General features: G+C 67.7%; 11 protein-coding genes and 1 pseudogene. 6 read left to right on the top strand and 6 right to left on the bottom strand.

Annotated features, from left to right (window positions below):
- Positions 1–502 precede the first annotated feature (502 nt).
- Positions 503–967, top strand: coding sequence for a DMP19 family protein (locus tag ACN469_RS19070; RefSeq protein ID WP_498769914.1), 465 nt, complete (start codon positions 503–505; stop codon positions 965–967).
- Between the two features lie 294 nt (positions 968–1,261).
- Positions 1,262–2,445: pseudogene (locus ACN469_RS19065) on the top strand (hypothetical protein).
- A gap of 29 nt (positions 2,446–2,474) precedes the next feature.
- Here ACN469_RS19065 and ACN469_RS19060 read toward each other — a convergent pair.
- The 4 genes from ACN469_RS19060 to ACN469_RS19045 form a co-directional block, all read right to left on the bottom strand.
- Positions 2,475–3,146 carry a hypothetical protein gene (locus tag ACN469_RS19060; protein WP_498769912.1) on the bottom strand — a complete coding sequence of 224 codons (672 nt, stop codon included), beginning with the start codon at positions 3,144–3,146 and terminating at the stop codon, positions 2,475–2,477.
- A 158-nt stretch (positions 3,147–3,304) separates the two neighbouring features.
- Positions 3,305–4,129 carry a hypothetical protein gene (locus tag ACN469_RS19055; protein WP_498769910.1) on the bottom strand — a complete coding sequence of 275 codons (825 nt, stop codon included), beginning with the start codon at positions 4,127–4,129 and terminating at the stop codon, positions 3,305–3,307.
- Between the two features lie 79 nt (positions 4,130–4,208).
- The gene (locus tag ACN469_RS19050) at positions 4,209–5,723 is read right to left on the bottom strand and encodes a Dyp-type peroxidase (RefSeq protein ID WP_498769908.1); all 1,515 of its coding nucleotides are present in this window, start codon (positions 5,721–5,723) and stop codon (positions 4,209–4,211) included.
- 13 nt (positions 5,724–5,736) lie between these two features.
- Positions 5,737–7,320, bottom strand: a complete 1,584-nt coding sequence (locus ACN469_RS19045) for a hypothetical protein (RefSeq protein ID WP_498769906.1) — start codon at positions 7,318–7,320, stop codon at positions 5,737–5,739.
- Between the two features lie 215 nt (positions 7,321–7,535).
- On the opposite strand from ACN469_RS19045, the gene ACN469_RS19040 reads away from it, so the two are divergent.
- Together ACN469_RS19040 and ACN469_RS19035 are read left to right on the top strand one after the other, a co-directional pair.
- Positions 7,536–11,582, top strand: a complete 4,047-nt coding sequence (locus ACN469_RS19040) for a protein kinase domain-containing protein (protein ID WP_498769904.1) — start codon at positions 7,536–7,538, stop codon at positions 11,580–11,582.
- A gap of 67 nt (positions 11,583–11,649) precedes the next feature.
- On the top strand, positions 11,650–12,321 hold the full coding sequence (locus ACN469_RS19035) for an RNA polymerase sigma factor (protein ID WP_498769902.1): 672 nt from the start codon (positions 11,650–11,652) through the stop codon (positions 12,319–12,321).
- Between the two features lie 9 nt (positions 12,322–12,330).
- Here the strand turns inward: ACN469_RS19035 and ACN469_RS19030 are convergent, their stop codons facing one another.
- The gene (locus ACN469_RS19030) at positions 12,331–13,146 is read right to left on the bottom strand and encodes a GNAT family N-acetyltransferase (RefSeq protein ID WP_498769900.1); all 816 of its coding nucleotides are present in this window, start codon (positions 13,144–13,146) and stop codon (positions 12,331–12,333) included.
- 408 nt (positions 13,147–13,554) lie between these two features.
- Here ACN469_RS19030 and ACN469_RS19025 point away from each other — a divergent pair, with 408 nt between their 5' ends.
- Both ACN469_RS19025 and ACN469_RS19020 read left to right on the top strand, forming a co-directional pair.
- Entirely contained in the window at positions 13,555–13,866 is a 312-nt protein-coding gene (locus tag ACN469_RS19025; protein ID WP_498769898.1) for a hypothetical protein, read from the top strand.
- 30 nt (positions 13,867–13,896) lie between these two features.
- Positions 13,897–14,313: a DUF1036 domain-containing protein gene (locus tag ACN469_RS19020; RefSeq protein WP_498769896.1), complete on the top strand. Its 417-nt coding sequence runs from the start codon at positions 13,897–13,899 to the stop codon at positions 14,311–14,313.
- A gap of 87 nt (positions 14,314–14,400) precedes the next feature.
- On the opposite strand, the gene ACN469_RS19015 is transcribed toward ACN469_RS19020, so the two are convergent.
- Positions 14,401–16,113 (bottom strand): vWA domain-containing protein, encoded by a 1,713-nt coding sequence (locus ACN469_RS19015; protein ID WP_498769894.1) that lies wholly within the window; start codon positions 16,111–16,113, stop codon positions 14,401–14,403.
- Between the last annotated feature and the right edge of the window lie 96 nt (positions 16,114–16,209).

Below are 16,209 nucleotides of genomic sequence, written 5' to 3'. Positions count from 1 at the left end.
TCGTCTCGCCGCGCGGGTTCGAGACTGGCTTTGCGCGCGGCGCATCATTGAACCGGAATTGACGGACTGTGCGCTGGGGAATGCAGGGCACCGACCGGGGCTTGGGCGCACCGTTGCAGTGGAGAACCCTGACGAAGAGGCTTGGAGTTGGAGCCTCCAGACGAACGGTCTCCAGATAGAAGTAGGACGAACCGTCTTCTATACCATCGGCGGTGAATTGACGTGCCGCTCGTGTGGAGCGCAAGTCGAACCCGAGGATGGTTGGTCGGACGCGGTTGACGATTGGTACAGTGGAAACGACAGCGCTGAGTTCGAATGCCCTGCCTGTGGGAAGCCTGATCGACTCGTGGATTGGACGGGCGAGTACCCGTGGGGCTTCGGGAATCTGGGGTTCAAGTTCTGGAATTGGCCCTCTCTGTCAGAGCGCTTCATCCGAGAGCTGACTGATCAGTTGGGCCACCGGACCGTCGTGGTTCGCGGAAAGCTGTGAGAGGAATTGCCGATGCGTGACACGAGATTGCGGCGAGAGAGTGTCGAGGGGCTTCCTGTGGGAGATCGCCTGTGGCGGCTCATGGAGCCTGCATGGGACCATGAAGCGAAAGCCGGGACGCATGGTCAGCAGGTGATTGCCCTCACGACGTTCTTCATCCGGGACATCGGGAACGGCGGGTTGGACCAGGCCCTCTACAACTTCGGCCCATCCGCGGTGGAGTTCATCTTGAAGAGCTTTGATGAACTTGGAGCAGCCGAGCACTCCACGGTGGTGAGGGCGGGGTTGCACGCACTCTTCGGTCTCAGCCCGCCGGGGACTCAAGAGGAACGCCGACGGATCATTGATGCACGTTCGCGAGCGTGGCTCGACGAGCATATCGACCCACTGAGCGACCGCCTCTATGGCGAAGAGAAGCTGGAGGCTTTCTACCTGCGCTACATCGACGCGCACGTGTCAGAGTTCTTTCAAGACTGAGATCGACGCGGGTCTGCGGCCCTTGCGATTGCAGGCATTCGAATGGGTCCGACGGCGTGTCGGACCGAGCTGCGAACCAAGAGGTCTGGACGTGTTGAGGAATGTGATGCGCACGGCCAGGGAGGAGATCAACGGCGTGGAGGTGCTGATCCAATGAAACTGCTGACGCTTCATGATCTGAACGCAGAGGACAGTCTATGACTCTCCTTTGACGGGGCATTCGATCAGCAGTCTGAGGTAGCGCGCGAACTTGCGCCATTCCTTGATGCCCTTGAGGAGCACGCGGGCGACTGGATGCCGAGTGTTGTCACGAGCACGCGACAGCGAAAATACTCTCGCAGTGCCGTGTGGAAGGCGTTGGAAGAGCGCCGCAGTGAATATGGTTCAGTTATTGGATTGCATCGCCCGGAACATCCTGCCGTGTCGCTGACGCTCAATCTCGGGGTTACGCAACGTCGGCCCCGCCTGAGTGTAGGCCTCACTGTGCAGCCGCTGTCATTCTTCCTGGGGGAAGGGCATTGCCGCAGGTTTGTCGAAATGGCTCGCGCTTGGGTGTCTCGATATCCAACGACGTACGCGGCCGCCCACAGCGCTGCTGATCGTCAGCTCGCGGATTATCCGAACTTTGGACGCGACGATGAAACCGCGCAGCGAGACGAGATCGACAAGGTCTATGAGTTGTTCTGGCTCAATGTCTTCGGTCCGAAGTTGGTGGAGACCGTGGGCCGCGAGCGGATGCTCTCGACTCCTGCGCACCTCGTGGAAGAACTTCCCAACGGCTCCGTCCTGTTGGTGCTGCGGTCCACCGCCGCCGACTTCGCCAGTGACGAGGCGCGCGTGGCGCAGGCCCGTGCCCATGTCCACCTGCGGCCGGACCTCGACTTCGACACGGTGCTGCGCACCTTGCGAGTGCGCAGTGCCTCACTTGCTCCGGTGAAAGCTCGCTTCCACCCGGACCTGGCTCCGCTCCTCTTGCGGCTGCCGGATGAGTTCGCCATCAGCGAGCGGCAGCAGAAGATCGCCGAACTCAATGCCTTCCGGCCGCCCGTGCCAGAGGAGTGGCTCCCGGCCGCCCTTCCAGCGGACGTGGAACGTGTTGGCAGTGACTACGGCGACCTGTCTGAAATACTCGTGGCGGCATTGCATACCAATGTGCCCAGTATCTTCGACGCGACACCGAGTCCCTGACGGACCTCGACTTCTACTTCTGGAGAGAGAACTTCCCAGAGCGGTACGAGCGCGACCTCATCGACGAGCACACCGTGCCGGCCCTGGGCGCCTATCTGGGCGGTGTTCTGGTGCGACAGTTGGGTGGGACATGGGTGCCGCGGCAGACGCTTGAAGAGTCTCAGGTGCGTATCGGCACGCGCGTCTGGCTGCCTTTCCTTCGCGCGCGCCGATACATGCAGTCCCGCCAGTCGCTCCTGGACTACTCGCTCACCCAGTTTTTCCGGGAGGCAGAGCGGTACCGGGGCTGAGGTGGTACTTCGTTGGGACTGGATTGGTTCTACTGGAGGTCGACCGGGGGCGAGCCCTGCGTCAGCCTCTTGGCGACCGCCGCCGCGCTGTCACGCATGTACTTGAGCCGGTCATCGAACGCTCCGTCGCCGCCGCTGCCCGCGCGCTCGGTGTGGAGCAGCTCTCCGCTCTCGTTGATGTAGTGCACGTAGAAGAGCGCGGTGCCGTCGGCGCTGAAGCGGTCGGTATCCACGCTCGCGAACGGCGTTCCGTCCTCGGTCCGGAGCTCCCGTTGGATGGGGGAGCGGAAAAGGGTCGCGACCGGGATGATGACTCCCTTGGCGCCCGCTTCTTTCACGTACCGGGCCAGATCCTGCTTCATCCTCGGCGGGACGTTGAACTTGTCGGTGGCGATGTTCGGGAGGGCTTCGCACCACTCGCTGTCTCCCTTCAGTTTCTTGACCTTCGCATGGGAGGCGTCCTGGCCGTACGCGTTCCAGAGCGCCGGTGCGACGTAGTCCTCGATGTTGCGGATGACCTTGTCGTTGTTGTCCGCCGGGTCGGCACACGCGAGCAGGGGCGTGAGCGCGTAGGGCTTGTCGAGTGCGCTCCATTTCCCTCCGCTGAAGTAGGTCGGATTGGAGGTCGCGAGGCCAGGAACACAGCCGGAGAGCGTGACGAGAAACAACGTGGAGAGGAGGGGAGCACGGTGAGCGGGCATGGAGAATCCTCGAGCGGGGAGCTGGGACTCACGGAAGCGCGTGAGCTGTTTGTATGTCCCGCTTCTCTCCAACGGTCCCCGCTGCGTTCTGTCGCAGGGAGGCGACATCGCGGCTGTGCGAAGCGCTTCTACATGCCCACCGATGGGGACGCGTGACGCTAGCGGATCACCGTCGTGATCCGCTCAGACCCCGTGCGTGAAACCCGCCGTGTCTCCCGCCCGTTGAAGTCCACGGACTCTCCTTCACCCACCAGCGCCCGAATCGTGATGCGTGACAGGCACTGACTGTCATCCACGGCGTGCATCACCTCATAGCGTGGCACCGTGGACGCGGGCTCACCGAGCCGCAGCCTCATCTCGCGGATGGCCTCGATGTAGCCCACCAGCGGCTCCATGCGCGCCAGTGCCCGGCGCAGCACCTTGTCGGAGCGCTTGCTCATCACCCGGTCCCAGACGAGGTAGCCCGCGCCCAGCGTGGCCGAGCTGGTGAAGAAGATGACGAAGTTCAGCACGCCACCCAGGTAGCGGTTGCGCGTGAAGCCCTGCTCTCCCGTCGCCTCCGTGAGGATGTCCTTCAGCGTCTCCGCCGCCGCCTGGTTCGCCATCGCCGTCCACTCCCGGGCGTCCTTCGGATTGCCCAGCAGCAACCGACACACTCCCAGGTGCAGGGAGATCAACGAGACGCGCGCGGTGTCCCGCTCGACGGCCAGCGCCTCCGTGAAGCAGTAGCTCGCGGACTTGAGCAGCTCCAGGTGATCTTCCCGCGTGCACTCGGGCCGCGTCGCTTCCTCCAGGTGGATCCGGCCTTGATGAAAGGCCCCCTCCCTCAGCAGGTGCGGTTCCCGATGCAGATGGCCCAACAGGACCAGCTGCTCCCCCTCCGTCCCCAGCAGCGCCTCCAACAGCACCGCCGAACCCTCCTCCAGGAACTTGCCCCCAACCTGCCGGGGCGTCGCCTGGATGAGGTCATTCCACGTCGCCATTTGCAGACTCCCGTGTACCCCGGCGCCTCATGGATCCGTCGAACCCCCTGAGGAACAAGTCTGCCACAGTCACGCGGTTTCACGAGCGCGGGACCTCGCTTCCGTCATCCGCCGCGCGCTCCTTCATTCCCAAGAACGAGAGCGCTTTCAGGCTCGGCAGAAAAAAGTACCCGCCCCCCCGCGTCGTCACGAATTTCTGCAGGGATGTCGCGCATTGCCGGATTGGCTCCGCGGGGATGATCAGGCGTCCGCCACCGTCTCCCGCCAGTGGGTCCTCGGCGCCCTCAATGCCTCCGAGTTGCTCGAAGTGCACCCAGCTTCTCTGGACAAGTTCGAACTGACGGCCCACGTGCGCGTTGAGCGCGATGAAGAGCAGTCCCTTGCCGTCCGCGTCCTCGTAGTTGAAGCCGCGTCGGAGGAGTCGATGGCGTCGCGTGACGTCGGTGGACACGCGAGGCGACGGCGGCAGCGCGTCTCGAGGGTTGCACCGCCGCGTGTGCGCGGTGATGGGGCAGCCGTAGCCGTGCGGATCATCTCGCGCATAGCGGAAGTCATTGTCGGGATGGGGTGGCCCGGTGCCGCTCGCGCGCGCGGGTGCGCCGTCCTTCTGGAACAGGAAGGGGAGGAGCTTGCGCAGCAACCGGTGTCGTCGAGGCGTCGCGAGCGGTGCACCGTCGCGCTGCCGTCCCACCAGCTTCGAGGCCACCCACTCGCGTCGCTCCTCGGAACTGCCCTCGGGTGCGAGCGCTGCCTGTTCGTCCAGGAAGCGCTCGAAGGCCGCCACGTCCTGCTCCAGCTTGCGCAGCACGAGGAACGTCCCGTTGTGTCCCAAATCCCGCCGACCCGGCATGCCCGGCACGGGTGGCAGGACCTGCGCCCCCGGCAGGTGCTCCGAAACGTGCGGCGACAGCGGCCACTCGCCGTACTCGTTGGCGTGACCCAGCAGGAACTCGCCGCGCTTCACGGGCCTGTCGTAATCCCGTGGGTGCGCCGCGGGGTCATCCAGTCCTTCGAGGCGAGGCTGTGACACGCCATCCAGGAAGCCGAAGTGGTCGCGGAAGTATCCCGGTGGATCTCCCTCGCGAGCACGTCGCTGGCCGCGTTGGACGAAGACCTCGCGCAGCCCGTTCAGACGCGCCCGCTCCAGGTGCGCGCGGAGCAGCGGCTCCATGTTCGCCGCGTCCGTCGCATACAGCATCAGCACGACATGCAGCGCGTCTTCGTGCCGCGTCCCACCGAGCATCCAGCGGTCCGGATCGTTCTCGTCCACGTCGCGCAGGTGCTCGCGCGCCCTCAGGGCCATGCCCTCGCGCAGCTCGCGAGGAAGGGATGCACTCACGTCCTCCGGCATCCCCAGCGCCACGAGCCCGGCATGGGACAGCGCCAGGTTGACGCACGTCTGGCTGTGCGCGGAGTCCCGCATGCGGAGCCGGAACTCGTCCCGGTCGGCCGCGGTGAATGTTCCATCGCTCGTCAGCTCGCGCAGCCACTGGCGGCAGCCGTCCGCGTCGTCGATGCGCAGGAAGAGCAGGGTGAGCTCCCCCATGTTTCGATAACCATGCAGCAGCAGGCCCTGCACATCGCGAAGGTCCACCTCGGCCGAGAGCTCAGGCGGGGGCGGGCTCCGCGTAGGTGAAGTCGGGAGTCTCGGCTCGAACGTGCGCATGGGGTTTCCTCCGGGGCTCTCGCCATCCCTGTCGGAGCGGGGCGAGCAGCGCGGACAGCGAGTGGATGACGAGGGCCAGGGGACGCAGCAGCGGACGACCGGGGTCGCACGCGCCTCGCGACAGGAACGCGGCCAGGGCCTTTCGCGCGCCCCGGTCCTTCAGCGGTTGGTCCATGCGCTCGCGCGTGAGCAGCTCGCGCAGTCGGAGCGCGTTGTGCAACAGCAGGACGGAGTGCCGCTGGCGGGGTGTGCCGTCGAGCGCCGCGCTGTACCAGACCCGCGTGGGGACCTCGTGCGCGCGCAGCCATTGCTTGAAGGGCTCCACCGGGAGGCGCTCCTTGGGCATCGTCGGGTCGATGCCTCGCGTCTTCGCGGGGAAGCCCTCGGTCCGACTCCAGATGAGCTCCAGGAAGCCCCGCACGTCCGCGTGGTCGACGAACGCGTCGATGTACGACTCCCAGGTGTCGTCGTAGTTGCTGAAGAAGATGAGGTGGTGCGGTCCCCGGCCGTCCTCGTCGCTGTACACCAGCCACCGTGCGCAGTGGATGGTCTGCACGTGGTTGAGGCCCACCACGTATCGCCGCAAGCGCAGGTTCACGCTGCGCAGCGCGAGTCTCGCCAGCGCCAGCGCGCCCGGGTCATCGACGATGCGCGCGACGTGCACCATGGGGTTCTGCACCATGGCGTCGCTCACTTGCGGAATGGCGGGCACGTCGTCCATGCCATGCGCGGGCCATGACGTTGGACGCACCTCGTGACGGTTCCTCGCGTGCAGCCACAGCCGTGCCTTGAGCAGGTAGATGCCGGGAAGCGCCCAGGCATAGCGATAGAGGGCATACGCCAGCGTGGACACCGCCGCCGATTCACGCGCCGCCGCCAGCCGCTCCTTCCAGTCCGCCTCATCCCCGCTCGTCGTGGCCGCTCTCGCGACGTCACGCAGCTCGCGGTAGAGGTCCGGCATGTCGCGAGGCCGTCCCTTCCACGGTGTCTCCGCGAGCAGGGGCGCGCGTGTGTCCAGGTGCTCGTTCACCGCGCGCAGGGCGTCCACGGAGGCGCGCAGGTCCTCGGGGGCCTGGAAGCGGTAGGCGAAGTCCACGTGCCGGGTGACGGCGCGGGCGCGGTGGCGGACGAGGTAGTCCTCCACGGCCTCGGGCTCGGCCAGTCCCGCTTCGGGATATCCCTCGCAGGTCCGGTAGAGCGCGTCGAACAGGCGGGCTCCGTCGGCCCCGCGCTCATGCAGCGTGGTCAACCAGCGCACGAGGGCGTGGAGCACCTCGCGGTCCAGCGCCTCCGGCTTCGTGCTCCGGGTGTCGAGGACGGCATCCGCGCCGAAGATGAGCCGAGGGTCCTCGGTGGGTGATGACTTGGGGCCCAGGTCGATGAGGGCCCAGCGCGCGAAGTGCAGGCCGGGCACTCCCGCGAAGAGCTCTCGCCTCGCCTTGGCGACCGAGTTCAGCAAGTCATCCAGTGCCTCACGCTTGCCCGGGAGCACGCGCGTGATGACGGTCGATGTGCCATGGCGCATTCACACCTCCCTCGTTGAGCGCGCGGCTTCCGATGAGGTGGCGCCGGGTCGGGTGGGTGAGAACCAGAGTGGGGCCAGGGGCTTCGCCCGCTCGTCCCACCCGGTGGTTCGTGGACAGGCAGGAGTCGAAAGGGGGCCTGGGACTTGGGGACAACCGTTCCTAATGTGAACTCAGGAGGACGAATAGACGCGGAGGATACCCAGGGGACACGGTGATGCCTGATAGCGGCCAGGACGAGGAGCGGCGCGACGGTTCCATGCTGGAGCGCGAGCCGGACGCCGTCGAGGACGACGACTTCGACGACGCCTTCCTCCGTGAGGTGGCTCGGGCTTCCGTGCCTCCTCGCCTGCCTGTCCCCGGGATGCGCGTGGGCGACCGGGACGGGAAGCGCTACGAGGTGCTGGAGGAGCTGGGCGGAGGGGCCATGGGGCAGGTCTTCCGTGCCCTCGACACGGAGCTCCAGCGGCCCGTGGCGCTGAAGTTCCTCGTCCCGCACGAGTCGATCGCCGAGGCGCCGATGATCTCCCTGCTCCGGCAGGAGGGACGGGCCATCGCGCAGCTGGACCAGGAGCACATCGTCCGCATCTTCAACGTGGACCTCTGGAGCAGCGAGCCGACAGAGCCGCCGGTTCCCTTCCTCGTCATGGAGTGTCTGGAGGGCGAGTCCCTGTCGGCCCTGTTGCGGCGCGGCCGGCCAGGGCATCGGCGGGCGATGGAGATCCTCGACGCGGTGGCCTCGGGGCTGGCGCACGCGCACGAGCGGCACATCGTCCACCGCGACCTCAAGCCCAGCAACGTGTTCATCACGCGCTCAGGCGTCGTGAAGATTCTCGACTTCGGACTGTCCTGGCTCGTGGCGGCGAGCACCGCGCCCGATGTGCTGCTCTCCACCGCGGGCACGCCGCCGTACATGGCGCCCGAGCAGTGGCGCGGAGAAGCGCAGGATGCCCGGACCGACCTCTGGGCGGCCGGCGTGCTGCTGTACGAGATGCTCACGGGAGAGCCGCCCGTCCTGGGCGCGCCGGAGGAGATTCGGGAGCAGGTGACGTCTCCAGGGCCCATGCCCTCGGTCCGCGCGCGAGCCCCCGAGGTGCCCGAGCCCGTGGATGGACTGCTGGCCGAGCTGCTGGCCAAGGCCCCGGAGGCGAGGCTGCGCTCCGCGATGGAGCTGCGCGAGCGGCTGCGCGAGGTGGAAGAGGGCCTGGCGCCGCGACATGAGCCAAGGCGTGCCAGGCCTCCTCAGCGACGGCAGGTGACGTTGGTCGCCTGTCGGCTGGCGGACCTGGCGGGACTCGCCGCGCGACTGGATGCGGAGGACCTGGGCGAGCTGGAGGCCGCGTTCCATCGGAGCTGCTCGGAGGTCTTGAGACAGCACGGCGGCACGGTCGTCCTGTGTGTCGGAGAAGAGGTGCTCGGTTGCTTCGGTCACCCCGTGGCGAGAGAGGACGACTCCGAACGGGCCCTGCGCGCGGCGCTGCGACTGGCCGCCACCGTGGCACCGACGCTCCAGGAGTCGCTCGTGTCGCTTCCGGGGCGGAAGCTGACGGTGACGGTGGGGGTGCACACGGACACGGTGGTGCTGGATGACGCCTCCATCCAGGGCGAGGCGCCTCGTGTGGCAGCATGGCTGGCGCGGCATGCCACGCCGGGCACGGTGTGGATCAGTGACTCGACGGATGTGCTGACGCGCGGGGCCTTCGTGACACAGGCCCTGCCGCCGCTGCGCTTCACGGGACTGTCGGGTGTGCGTGACGTGACACCGTACAGGCTGGTGCAGCCACGGCGGGTCACCAGTCGCTTCGACCGCGGACTCGTATCGCGCAACCTCACGCCGCTGGTGGGACGGCGCGCCGAGCTTCAGTTCCTCCTGGAGCAATGGGAGGAGGCGCGCGCGGGGAGGGGGACGTGCGTGCTCGTCACGGGCGAGGCGGGCATCGGCAAGTCCCGGCTGGTGTGCGAGGTGCGCGAGCGCGTGCCGCCCTTCATGGCCCACCTGCTCCGGGCACAATGCTGGCCCCAGTCGATCACCAGCGCCTTCGCGCCCGCCATCGACCTGCTGCGCCGCATGTTCCAGCTCGACGTCGAGGGCACGCCCAAGGAGCACCGCGCGCGCTTGGAAGCAGGCCTGGGCGTGCTCGGGCTGGGAGAGGGGCGCACGCGGTTGCTGTCGGGGCTGGTGGGGCTCTCCGGCGAGGAGGGCGCGCCGCACCTGCGCCATGCCCCCGAGCGACTCAAGGAGGAGACCCTGGACGCGCTGGTGCATCTGCTGACGTGCCTGTCCGAGCAGCGCCCGGTGTTGCTGGAGGTCGAGGACCTGCACTGGGCGGACCCGTCCTCGCTGCAGCTGCTGGGCTTCCTCCTGGACCGCCTGCCGAAGCTGCGCGTCTGTCTGTTGCTCACGTCGCGCGTCGCGCTGCCTCCGCCATGGACTGATGATGCGCGCGTGCAGCGGTTGGGCCTGGCGCGACTGTCGCCACCGGTGGCGGGGGAGCTGGTGCGCAAGGCGGCGGGAGACAGGCCGCTCTCCTCGGAGCTGGTCTCCCGGCTGGTGCGTCGCGCGGATGGCATCCCGCTCTTCGCCGAGGAGCTGACGCGGCGGGTGGTGGAGGAGCCCCGCGGTGTCGAGTCCTCGTCGGTGGAGGTGCCCGTGTCGCTGCGTGAGCTGCTCCTCACGCGGCTGGACAGGCTGCCCGGCTCACAGAAGGAGCTGGCGCAGCTCTGCGCGGTGGTGGGGCGCAGCTTCTCCCATGCGCTGCTGGCGTCGTTGTCGGGACGGACGGAGAACTCGCTTCGCGTGGACCTCTCCGGCCTCGTGGCCGAGGGGCTGTTGCAGCCGACCGAGACGGTGGAGCCCAGCTATGGGTTCCGGCACGCGCTCATCCAGGACGCCGCCGCGGACTCGCTGCCTCGGAAGGCGCGGCGGCAGTACCACCGTCGCGTCGCTCGTGTGCTGGCGGAGCAGTTCCCGGAGCTGACGGAGGTCCAGCCGGAGCTGCTGGCGTGGCACTACACGGAGTCGGGACAGGTGGAGGCGGCCATCCGGTGGTGGGCTCGGGCAGGGGAGATGGCGAGCCGCCGCATGGCCAACGTTGAGGCCATCAGCCACTTGCGACAGGCCCTGACGTTGCTGCGCGCGCAACCGCCGTCCCGCACGCTCGATGGCGAGGAGCTGAAGCTGCTCCTCGGGCTGGCGCTGTCGCTCGTGCAGGTGCAGGGCTACTCCGCGCCGGAGGTCGAGTCCGTCCACGCGCGCGTCCGCTTCCTGATGCGAGAGCTGGAGGACGACCTGCCCCGACTGGAGCCGCCGCACTGGGTGGCCTTCGCGCATGCCTTCGCGCGGGCGCAGTGGGACGAGGCCCACGAGGTGGCGGAGCGACTGGTGCGGCTGGGGCGACGACATGGTCAGCGGGAGCTGCTGGCCCTGGGCTACCGGATGCGGGCCACGGACTTCTTCACGTGGGGACGACTGGCCTCCGCGCTGGAGAACGTGGAGCTGGCGCTGACGTACTCGGACTTCCAACTGGAGCAACACCAGGTCCTCGCCGTCAAGCACTGGGTCAACCCCCGCGTGGCGGCGCTGGCGTACGCGGCGGTGGTGCACGCGGTGATGGACGCGCCCGAGGCCTCCCGTGAGCACGCGCGTCAGGCGCTGCGGTTGGCGATGGACATCGGCCATGCGAACACCTCCGCCTTCGCGTTGCAGTACGCGGCCCTGTCCGCCCAGCTTCGTCGCGAGCCCCGCGAGGCCCTGGAGCTGTGTGACAGGAACATCGCGCTCTCCCGCGAGCACCACTTCCGGCTGTGGCTGGGCTGGTCCACGCTCATCCGTGCCTGGGCCCAGGCGCTGCTGGGCAGTGCTCGCGAGGGACTCGCGTTGATGCAGGCGGCGCTCGCGCACTGGCGACGCTCCGGAGTCAAGGCGGGGATGCCGCACAACCTGGGCATGCTGGCCGAAATCCACCTGCTGCTCGGTCAGCCGACCGAGGCGCTCTCCGCGCTGCGCGAGGCCCTGGGCGAAGCGGGGACGACGGGCGAGCGCTCCTACGAGGTGATGCTGCGGGGCCTGGAGGCGGAGGCCCTGTCCATGCTGGGACGCGAGGATGAGGCCGTGTCGGCTCGCACGCTCGCCCTGCGCGTCGCAGAGACGCAGGGCGCCCTGGGCTACGGTCGGCTGGTGCGGGAGCGGAGGCCAGGCCATCCGCTGGTCGAGCTTCCTCCCGTGCAGGACCTCCAAGCGGAGGAGCCCGTGCCTGGACCGTGATGCGAGGGACATCACAGCGCTGAGTGCGTGACTCCTCCCGGCAGGTCCACAGCAGGAGCGTGATGTGATGGTGTCGATGAACATCGAGCCAGGGGGAGTCTCGGAGGCGGAGGTCGCGGTGCCTCGCGAGCAGGCGGAGCAGGTGCTGCACGCGCTCTGCACGCGGGGCGAGTATGGCCCGGCGGTGGAGCTGGCCATGCGCACCTATGGGCCGGAGCTGCGGCGACTGATGGCGTCCGTGCTGCATCATCCGGAGCTGGCGAAGGATGCGTTCGGTCTGTTCAGCGAGAACCTGGTCAAGGGGTTGCCGGGCTTCCGATGGGAGAGTTCTTTCCGCACGTGGGCGTACCGGCTGGCGCGCAATGCCTGCTACCACCAGCTCCACTCTCCGGCCTTGCGTGAGCAGCCTGTGAGCGAGCCCGCGGCGAACGAGCCTCAGCGGCACCGCACGGACACGCACCCCTGGCAGCGGACCGCGGTGAAGGAGCGCTTCCGCGCGCTGCGCGAGCAACTGGAGCCACAGGAGCGCATGCTGTTGATGCTGCGCGTGGACCAGCGTCAGCCCTGGACGGAGATTGCCCGCGTCATGGTGGAGTCCGACGAGCCGCTGACGCGCGAGGCGTTGAGCCGACGGGCCGCGGCGCTGCGCCAGCAGTTCCAGCGCGTGAAGGCGCGGCTGCGGGCGCTCGCCATCGAACAGGGCGTCATCTCCGCCGAGACAGCGGAGGCGGCGGAGTGACGCGCGGACTCAGGTCGTCCCAGGAGGCGGCGCCTTGTAGACGCGGAAGCGCGTCACGGGGCGGTAGCCCATGCGGGTATAGAGCGGCTCGCCAGCCTCGGTGGCGTGGAGCACGGTGCGCTGGATGCCCCAGACGTCCCGCGCCTCCTGGAGCGCGCGCCGCATGACGGCCTCGGCCGCTCCGGCCCGGCGGTGCTCGGGCGCGGTCGCGACGAGCGAGATGTATGCGACGCCATCGACGCGGGTGACGACGGTGCTGCTGGCGGGCGCGTCACCCTGGCAGGCGACGAAGCCCCGGGAGTCGGCGTCGTAGAGGCTCTCCACGTCGAACGCCTCGCGGCCCGTCTCGCGGGACACGTCGTAGGACCGGGCGTTGATGTCGGCCACGGCCTGCCGGCCCCAGGTGTCCCGCACGGGGCGGACCTCGAAGGAGGACAGGGGGCGTGCGGGCTCCGTGAGCTGGTCGCACACCATGCCGGAGAGGACGGCGAGCGGCTTGAGCTTGTACCAGGCGAGGATGGCCTCGGCGCGCTCACGCACCTGGGGGGCGAGCCAGTCGTCGGACATCACGAAGGTCCACGCGTGCCTGCCCGTGGAGAAGTAGCGCGCCGCGGAGGCGACGGAGGTCGCCAGGGCCTGCTCGGTTTCCGCGGGGGCGCGCAGGAACGACGCGTTCATCAGAGCCCACGAGACGTGGCTCGCGGCGATGTAGATTTCGGCGCGCTCGACGACTTCACCCGAGCGTGCCCCCAGCGCCATCCTCCGCCACGCGCCTCGAAATTGCGCGTGGGACTCGTCGATCTCGGCCTGCGTCGCGGAGTGCATGGAGGGGCTCCTGGGTAGGGGTGGACCGCCGATTGTACCCCACGCGCCCCGCATGGAAACACCGAGCCCTCCATCCAGGTGCACGCTTTCATCGATGGGCCGGAAGCCCAATTCCGTCCAGCGAATCCACTGCCGCGCCAACTCATTGCCCGCACCGGCCACACCTTCATCGTCACCACCCGCAGCCGCCACCCGCACAAGTCGGAATGCGGGGTTGTTCATTGCAGCCCCGCGAATGATTGCCATGCTGAGTCGTCATTGATGCAAGGAGTTGTGTCGACTCTCCACTAACCAAAATGTCTGCCAACCAATGCGAGCCGTGCCCCGAGGTCCGTGGCCCTCGAAAACCAACAAACCCACTCAATGGAAATGCATACTGCGAGTGCTGTCCATCAAAGGGGTGTCACAATGAAAATGAAGGTGAGATGCATTGGCCTTGGGTTGCTTGCCCTGGCCGCGAGCTGCGGAGACAACCCGCTCGAGGATTCGTCGGCGACGCCACCTGAGCAGCTCCAAGCATCGCCGGCCCAAGAGATGCCGTCGGAGCAGGCGCTGGCCGCGACGCATACGGCGGAGGCCTTGACGGCGGTTCCCGTCCGGTACGTGGTCGACCCCACGACGACCACTCAGTTCTCGGCCTCCGCGGGCGTGGAGGAGACCGTCTCCTCTTCGTCTTCGCGGGCCGTCACTCCAGGCGCCGCCCGGCGCTCCCTCAAGTAGTGCACCCATTCTGATGTCGAGGAGATTCATATGTCGAAGAGAAAGGCTGCGATGGCATTGGCGGCGGCGGTGGGGTTGGGTAGCGCCGGTCAGGCCCATGCGTGGATGCAGTTCTGCAATGCGACGAGCGCCACCATCTGGACCGCCCACTCAACCTACGACTCGAGTTGCGTTCCCGTGGATGGGAGTACTTGGAGAAATGTGGGGTGGTGGGGTCTGACGCCGGGTCAATGCAAGATTGTCTATGGCAATGCCATTCCGGGCTCATACATCTACTTCTACGCAGAGGGAGGCGGGCGGTATTGGGGAGGGGAGTTCGTCTCGTGTACTCCGTACGCCGCCTTCAACCTGTGTGATCATTCCTGTACGGGCAACTCCCGAAACTTGGGCTATCGACAGCGAAATACGGGCGGCGCCGCCAACTACACGGTCACCTTCACGCTCTGACCGCCCGCCTCTCGCGTCTGGCCCAATACCTGTTGGACGATGAGCCTGGCACAAACCATCCGTCGTCCAATGGGCACGCATTTCTGCTCAGCGCGCCGCCACGCCTCGGAGCAGCGGCCGGGCCTTCTCCAAGAGCGCGAGGAATTCCTCACGCTCCGCGTTGCCCGCGGGAGTCGCCGCGCGTGCGATTTCCCGCACGGTCTCCAGGCTCCAGTTCTCCGCGTGGGGGCTCTTGCGGAGCAGCTCCGCCGCGCCCATCACCGCTGTCGCGAAGCGCAGGTCGACGCTGGCGTCCTTGAATGAGTTCGCGAGCGCACCGGCCTGGAAGGGATGGGCGCGCTCGGTGGCATTCACTCCCCGGGGCTTCTTCGCGCGCACGCGCACGGTGGCCAGTCCCGCGCCCGCGCCGGGCTTCAGCTCCAGCTCGTACAGCGCGGTGACGGTGTGGCCGGAGCCCAGCTCGCCCGCGTCCACCTTGTCGTCGCGGAAGTCCCGGTCCGCGATGTTCCGGTTCTCGTAGCCCACCAGGCGATAGCGCGCGACCTGCTCGGGATCGAAGTCCACCTGGAGCTTCACGTCCTGCGCGATGACCTCCAGCGTGCCGCCGAGCTGCTCCTGGAAGATGCGGCGCGCGGCCATCAGCGAGTCCACGTAGAAGTAGTTGCCGTTCCCCTTGTTCGCGAGCTGCTCCATCGTGGTGTCCTTGTAGTTCCCCATGCCGAAGCCCACGGTGGTCAGGGTGATGCCTTCCTTCACGTGGCCCTGGATGGTCTTCAAGATGTCCTCGTGCGACGTCCTGCCCACGTTGGCGTCGCCATCCGAGAGGACGATGACGCGCGAGAAGGACGCCCCATCGAGCGTCTTCATCGCCTCCTGGTAGGCCAGCTCGATTCCCGAGCCCATCGCGGTGGAGCCTCCGGCGGTGAGGTCTTCAATCGCGGAATGGATGAGTGCCTTGCGCTCCATGCCCGTGGGGCCGAGCACCCGCCGCACGTTGCCCGCGTAGGTGACGAGCGCCACCGTGTCGCCGTCACGCAGGTTGTCCACGAGCATGCGCAAGGCACGCTGGGCCAGCGGCAGGCGGTCCGGTGAGCCCATTGACCCGGAGACATCCACGAGGAAGGTGAGGTGCGCGGGCTTGCGCTCGGAGATGCTCAGGCGCTTGCCCTGGACGCCCACGCGCAGCAGGTGTCGCTTCGGGGTGAAGGGCGACGGCGCCGCGTCCATGTGCACGGCGAAGGGGCCGTCGCTCGGCGTCGGCTCCGGATACGTGTAGCGGAAATAGTTGAGCAGCTCTTCCACGCGCACGGCGTCGCTCGAAGGCAGCGCTCCCTCCATCAGGCTGCGTCGAGTCATCGTGTACGAGGCCGTGTCCACGTCCACCGCGAAGGTGGAGAGCCGGTCCTCCGCCGTCGTCACGAAGGGGTTCACATCGGCCTTGCGCGAGGGCTCCGAGTCCGAGGTGGAGGGCTTGTCCTCGAGCGAGGTGTCCCTCTTCCCCGACAGGAAGGCCATGTTCTTCCGTTGCATGAGGGTTCCACTGGAGCCCGAAGGGGCCTGGGCCGCGCCGACTCCAGAGCCATAGTTCACGCTGCCCCCACCGCGGCCCTTCGTGCCGATGGAGCCAATGCCCGCGCCAGGGCCCAGCCTGGCCCCGATGCCACCACCGCCCGCGCCGGTGCCGAACATCCCCAGGCCTTGCTGGGCGTCCTTGAGCGCCTTCCCGGACGGGGCCGGGGTCGTGGGCGGAGAGGCCGCTGGCGCTGGCGCGGGTGCCTCCTTCGCGGGCTCGGTCTTCATGGCGGGCCGCGGGCTGACAGCGACCGGTTGGGTTCCGTTCGTGTCGCCCTGTGCCTTCACCATCGCGGGAGGGCTGGTGCTGTCCTCGCTCGAACG

It is taken from the genome of Corallococcus terminator, from assembly GCF_049194865.1.
Taxonomy (GTDB): Bacteria; Myxococcota; Myxococcia; order Myxococcales; family Myxococcaceae; genus Myxococcus; species Myxococcus terminator_A.
This window is presented reverse-complemented; position numbering and strand designations above follow the sequence as displayed.

Excerpts from the sequence above, each read along its gene's own strand:
- ACN469_RS19040 (WP_498769904.1), top strand. The coding sequence starts at position 7,536 with ATGCCTGATAGCGGCCAGGACGAGGAGCGGCGCGACGGTTCCATGCTG.
- ACN469_RS19035 (WP_498769902.1), top strand. The coding sequence starts at position 11,650 with ATGGTGTCGATGAACATCGAGCCAGGGGGAGTCTCGGAGGCGGAGGTC.
- ACN469_RS19025 (WP_498769898.1), top strand. The coding sequence starts at position 13,555 with ATGAAAATGAAGGTGAGATGCATTGGCCTTGGGTTGCTTGCCCTGGCC.
- ACN469_RS19060 (WP_498769912.1), bottom strand. The coding sequence starts at position 3,146 with ATGCCCGCTCACCGTGCTCCCCTCCTCTCCACGTTGTTTCTCGTCACG.
- ACN469_RS19070 (WP_498769914.1), top strand. The coding sequence starts at position 503 with ATGCGTGACACGAGATTGCGGCGAGAGAGTGTCGAGGGGCTTCCTGTG.
- ACN469_RS19020 (WP_498769896.1), top strand. The coding sequence starts at position 13,897 with ATGTCGAAGAGAAAGGCTGCGATGGCATTGGCGGCGGCGGTGGGGTTG.
- ACN469_RS19015 (WP_498769894.1), bottom strand. The coding sequence starts at position 16,113 with ATGAAGACCGAGCCCGCGAAGGAGGCACCCGCGCCAGCGCCAGCGGCC.
- ACN469_RS19055 (WP_498769910.1), bottom strand. The coding sequence starts at position 4,129 with ATGGCGACGTGGAATGACCTCATCCAGGCGACGCCCCGGCAGGTTGGG.
- ACN469_RS19045 (WP_498769906.1), bottom strand. The coding sequence starts at position 7,320 with ATGCGCCATGGCACATCGACCGTCATCACGCGCGTGCTCCCGGGCAAG.
- ACN469_RS19030 (WP_498769900.1), bottom strand. The coding sequence starts at position 13,146 with ATGCACTCCGCGACGCAGGCCGAGATCGACGAGTCCCACGCGCAATTT.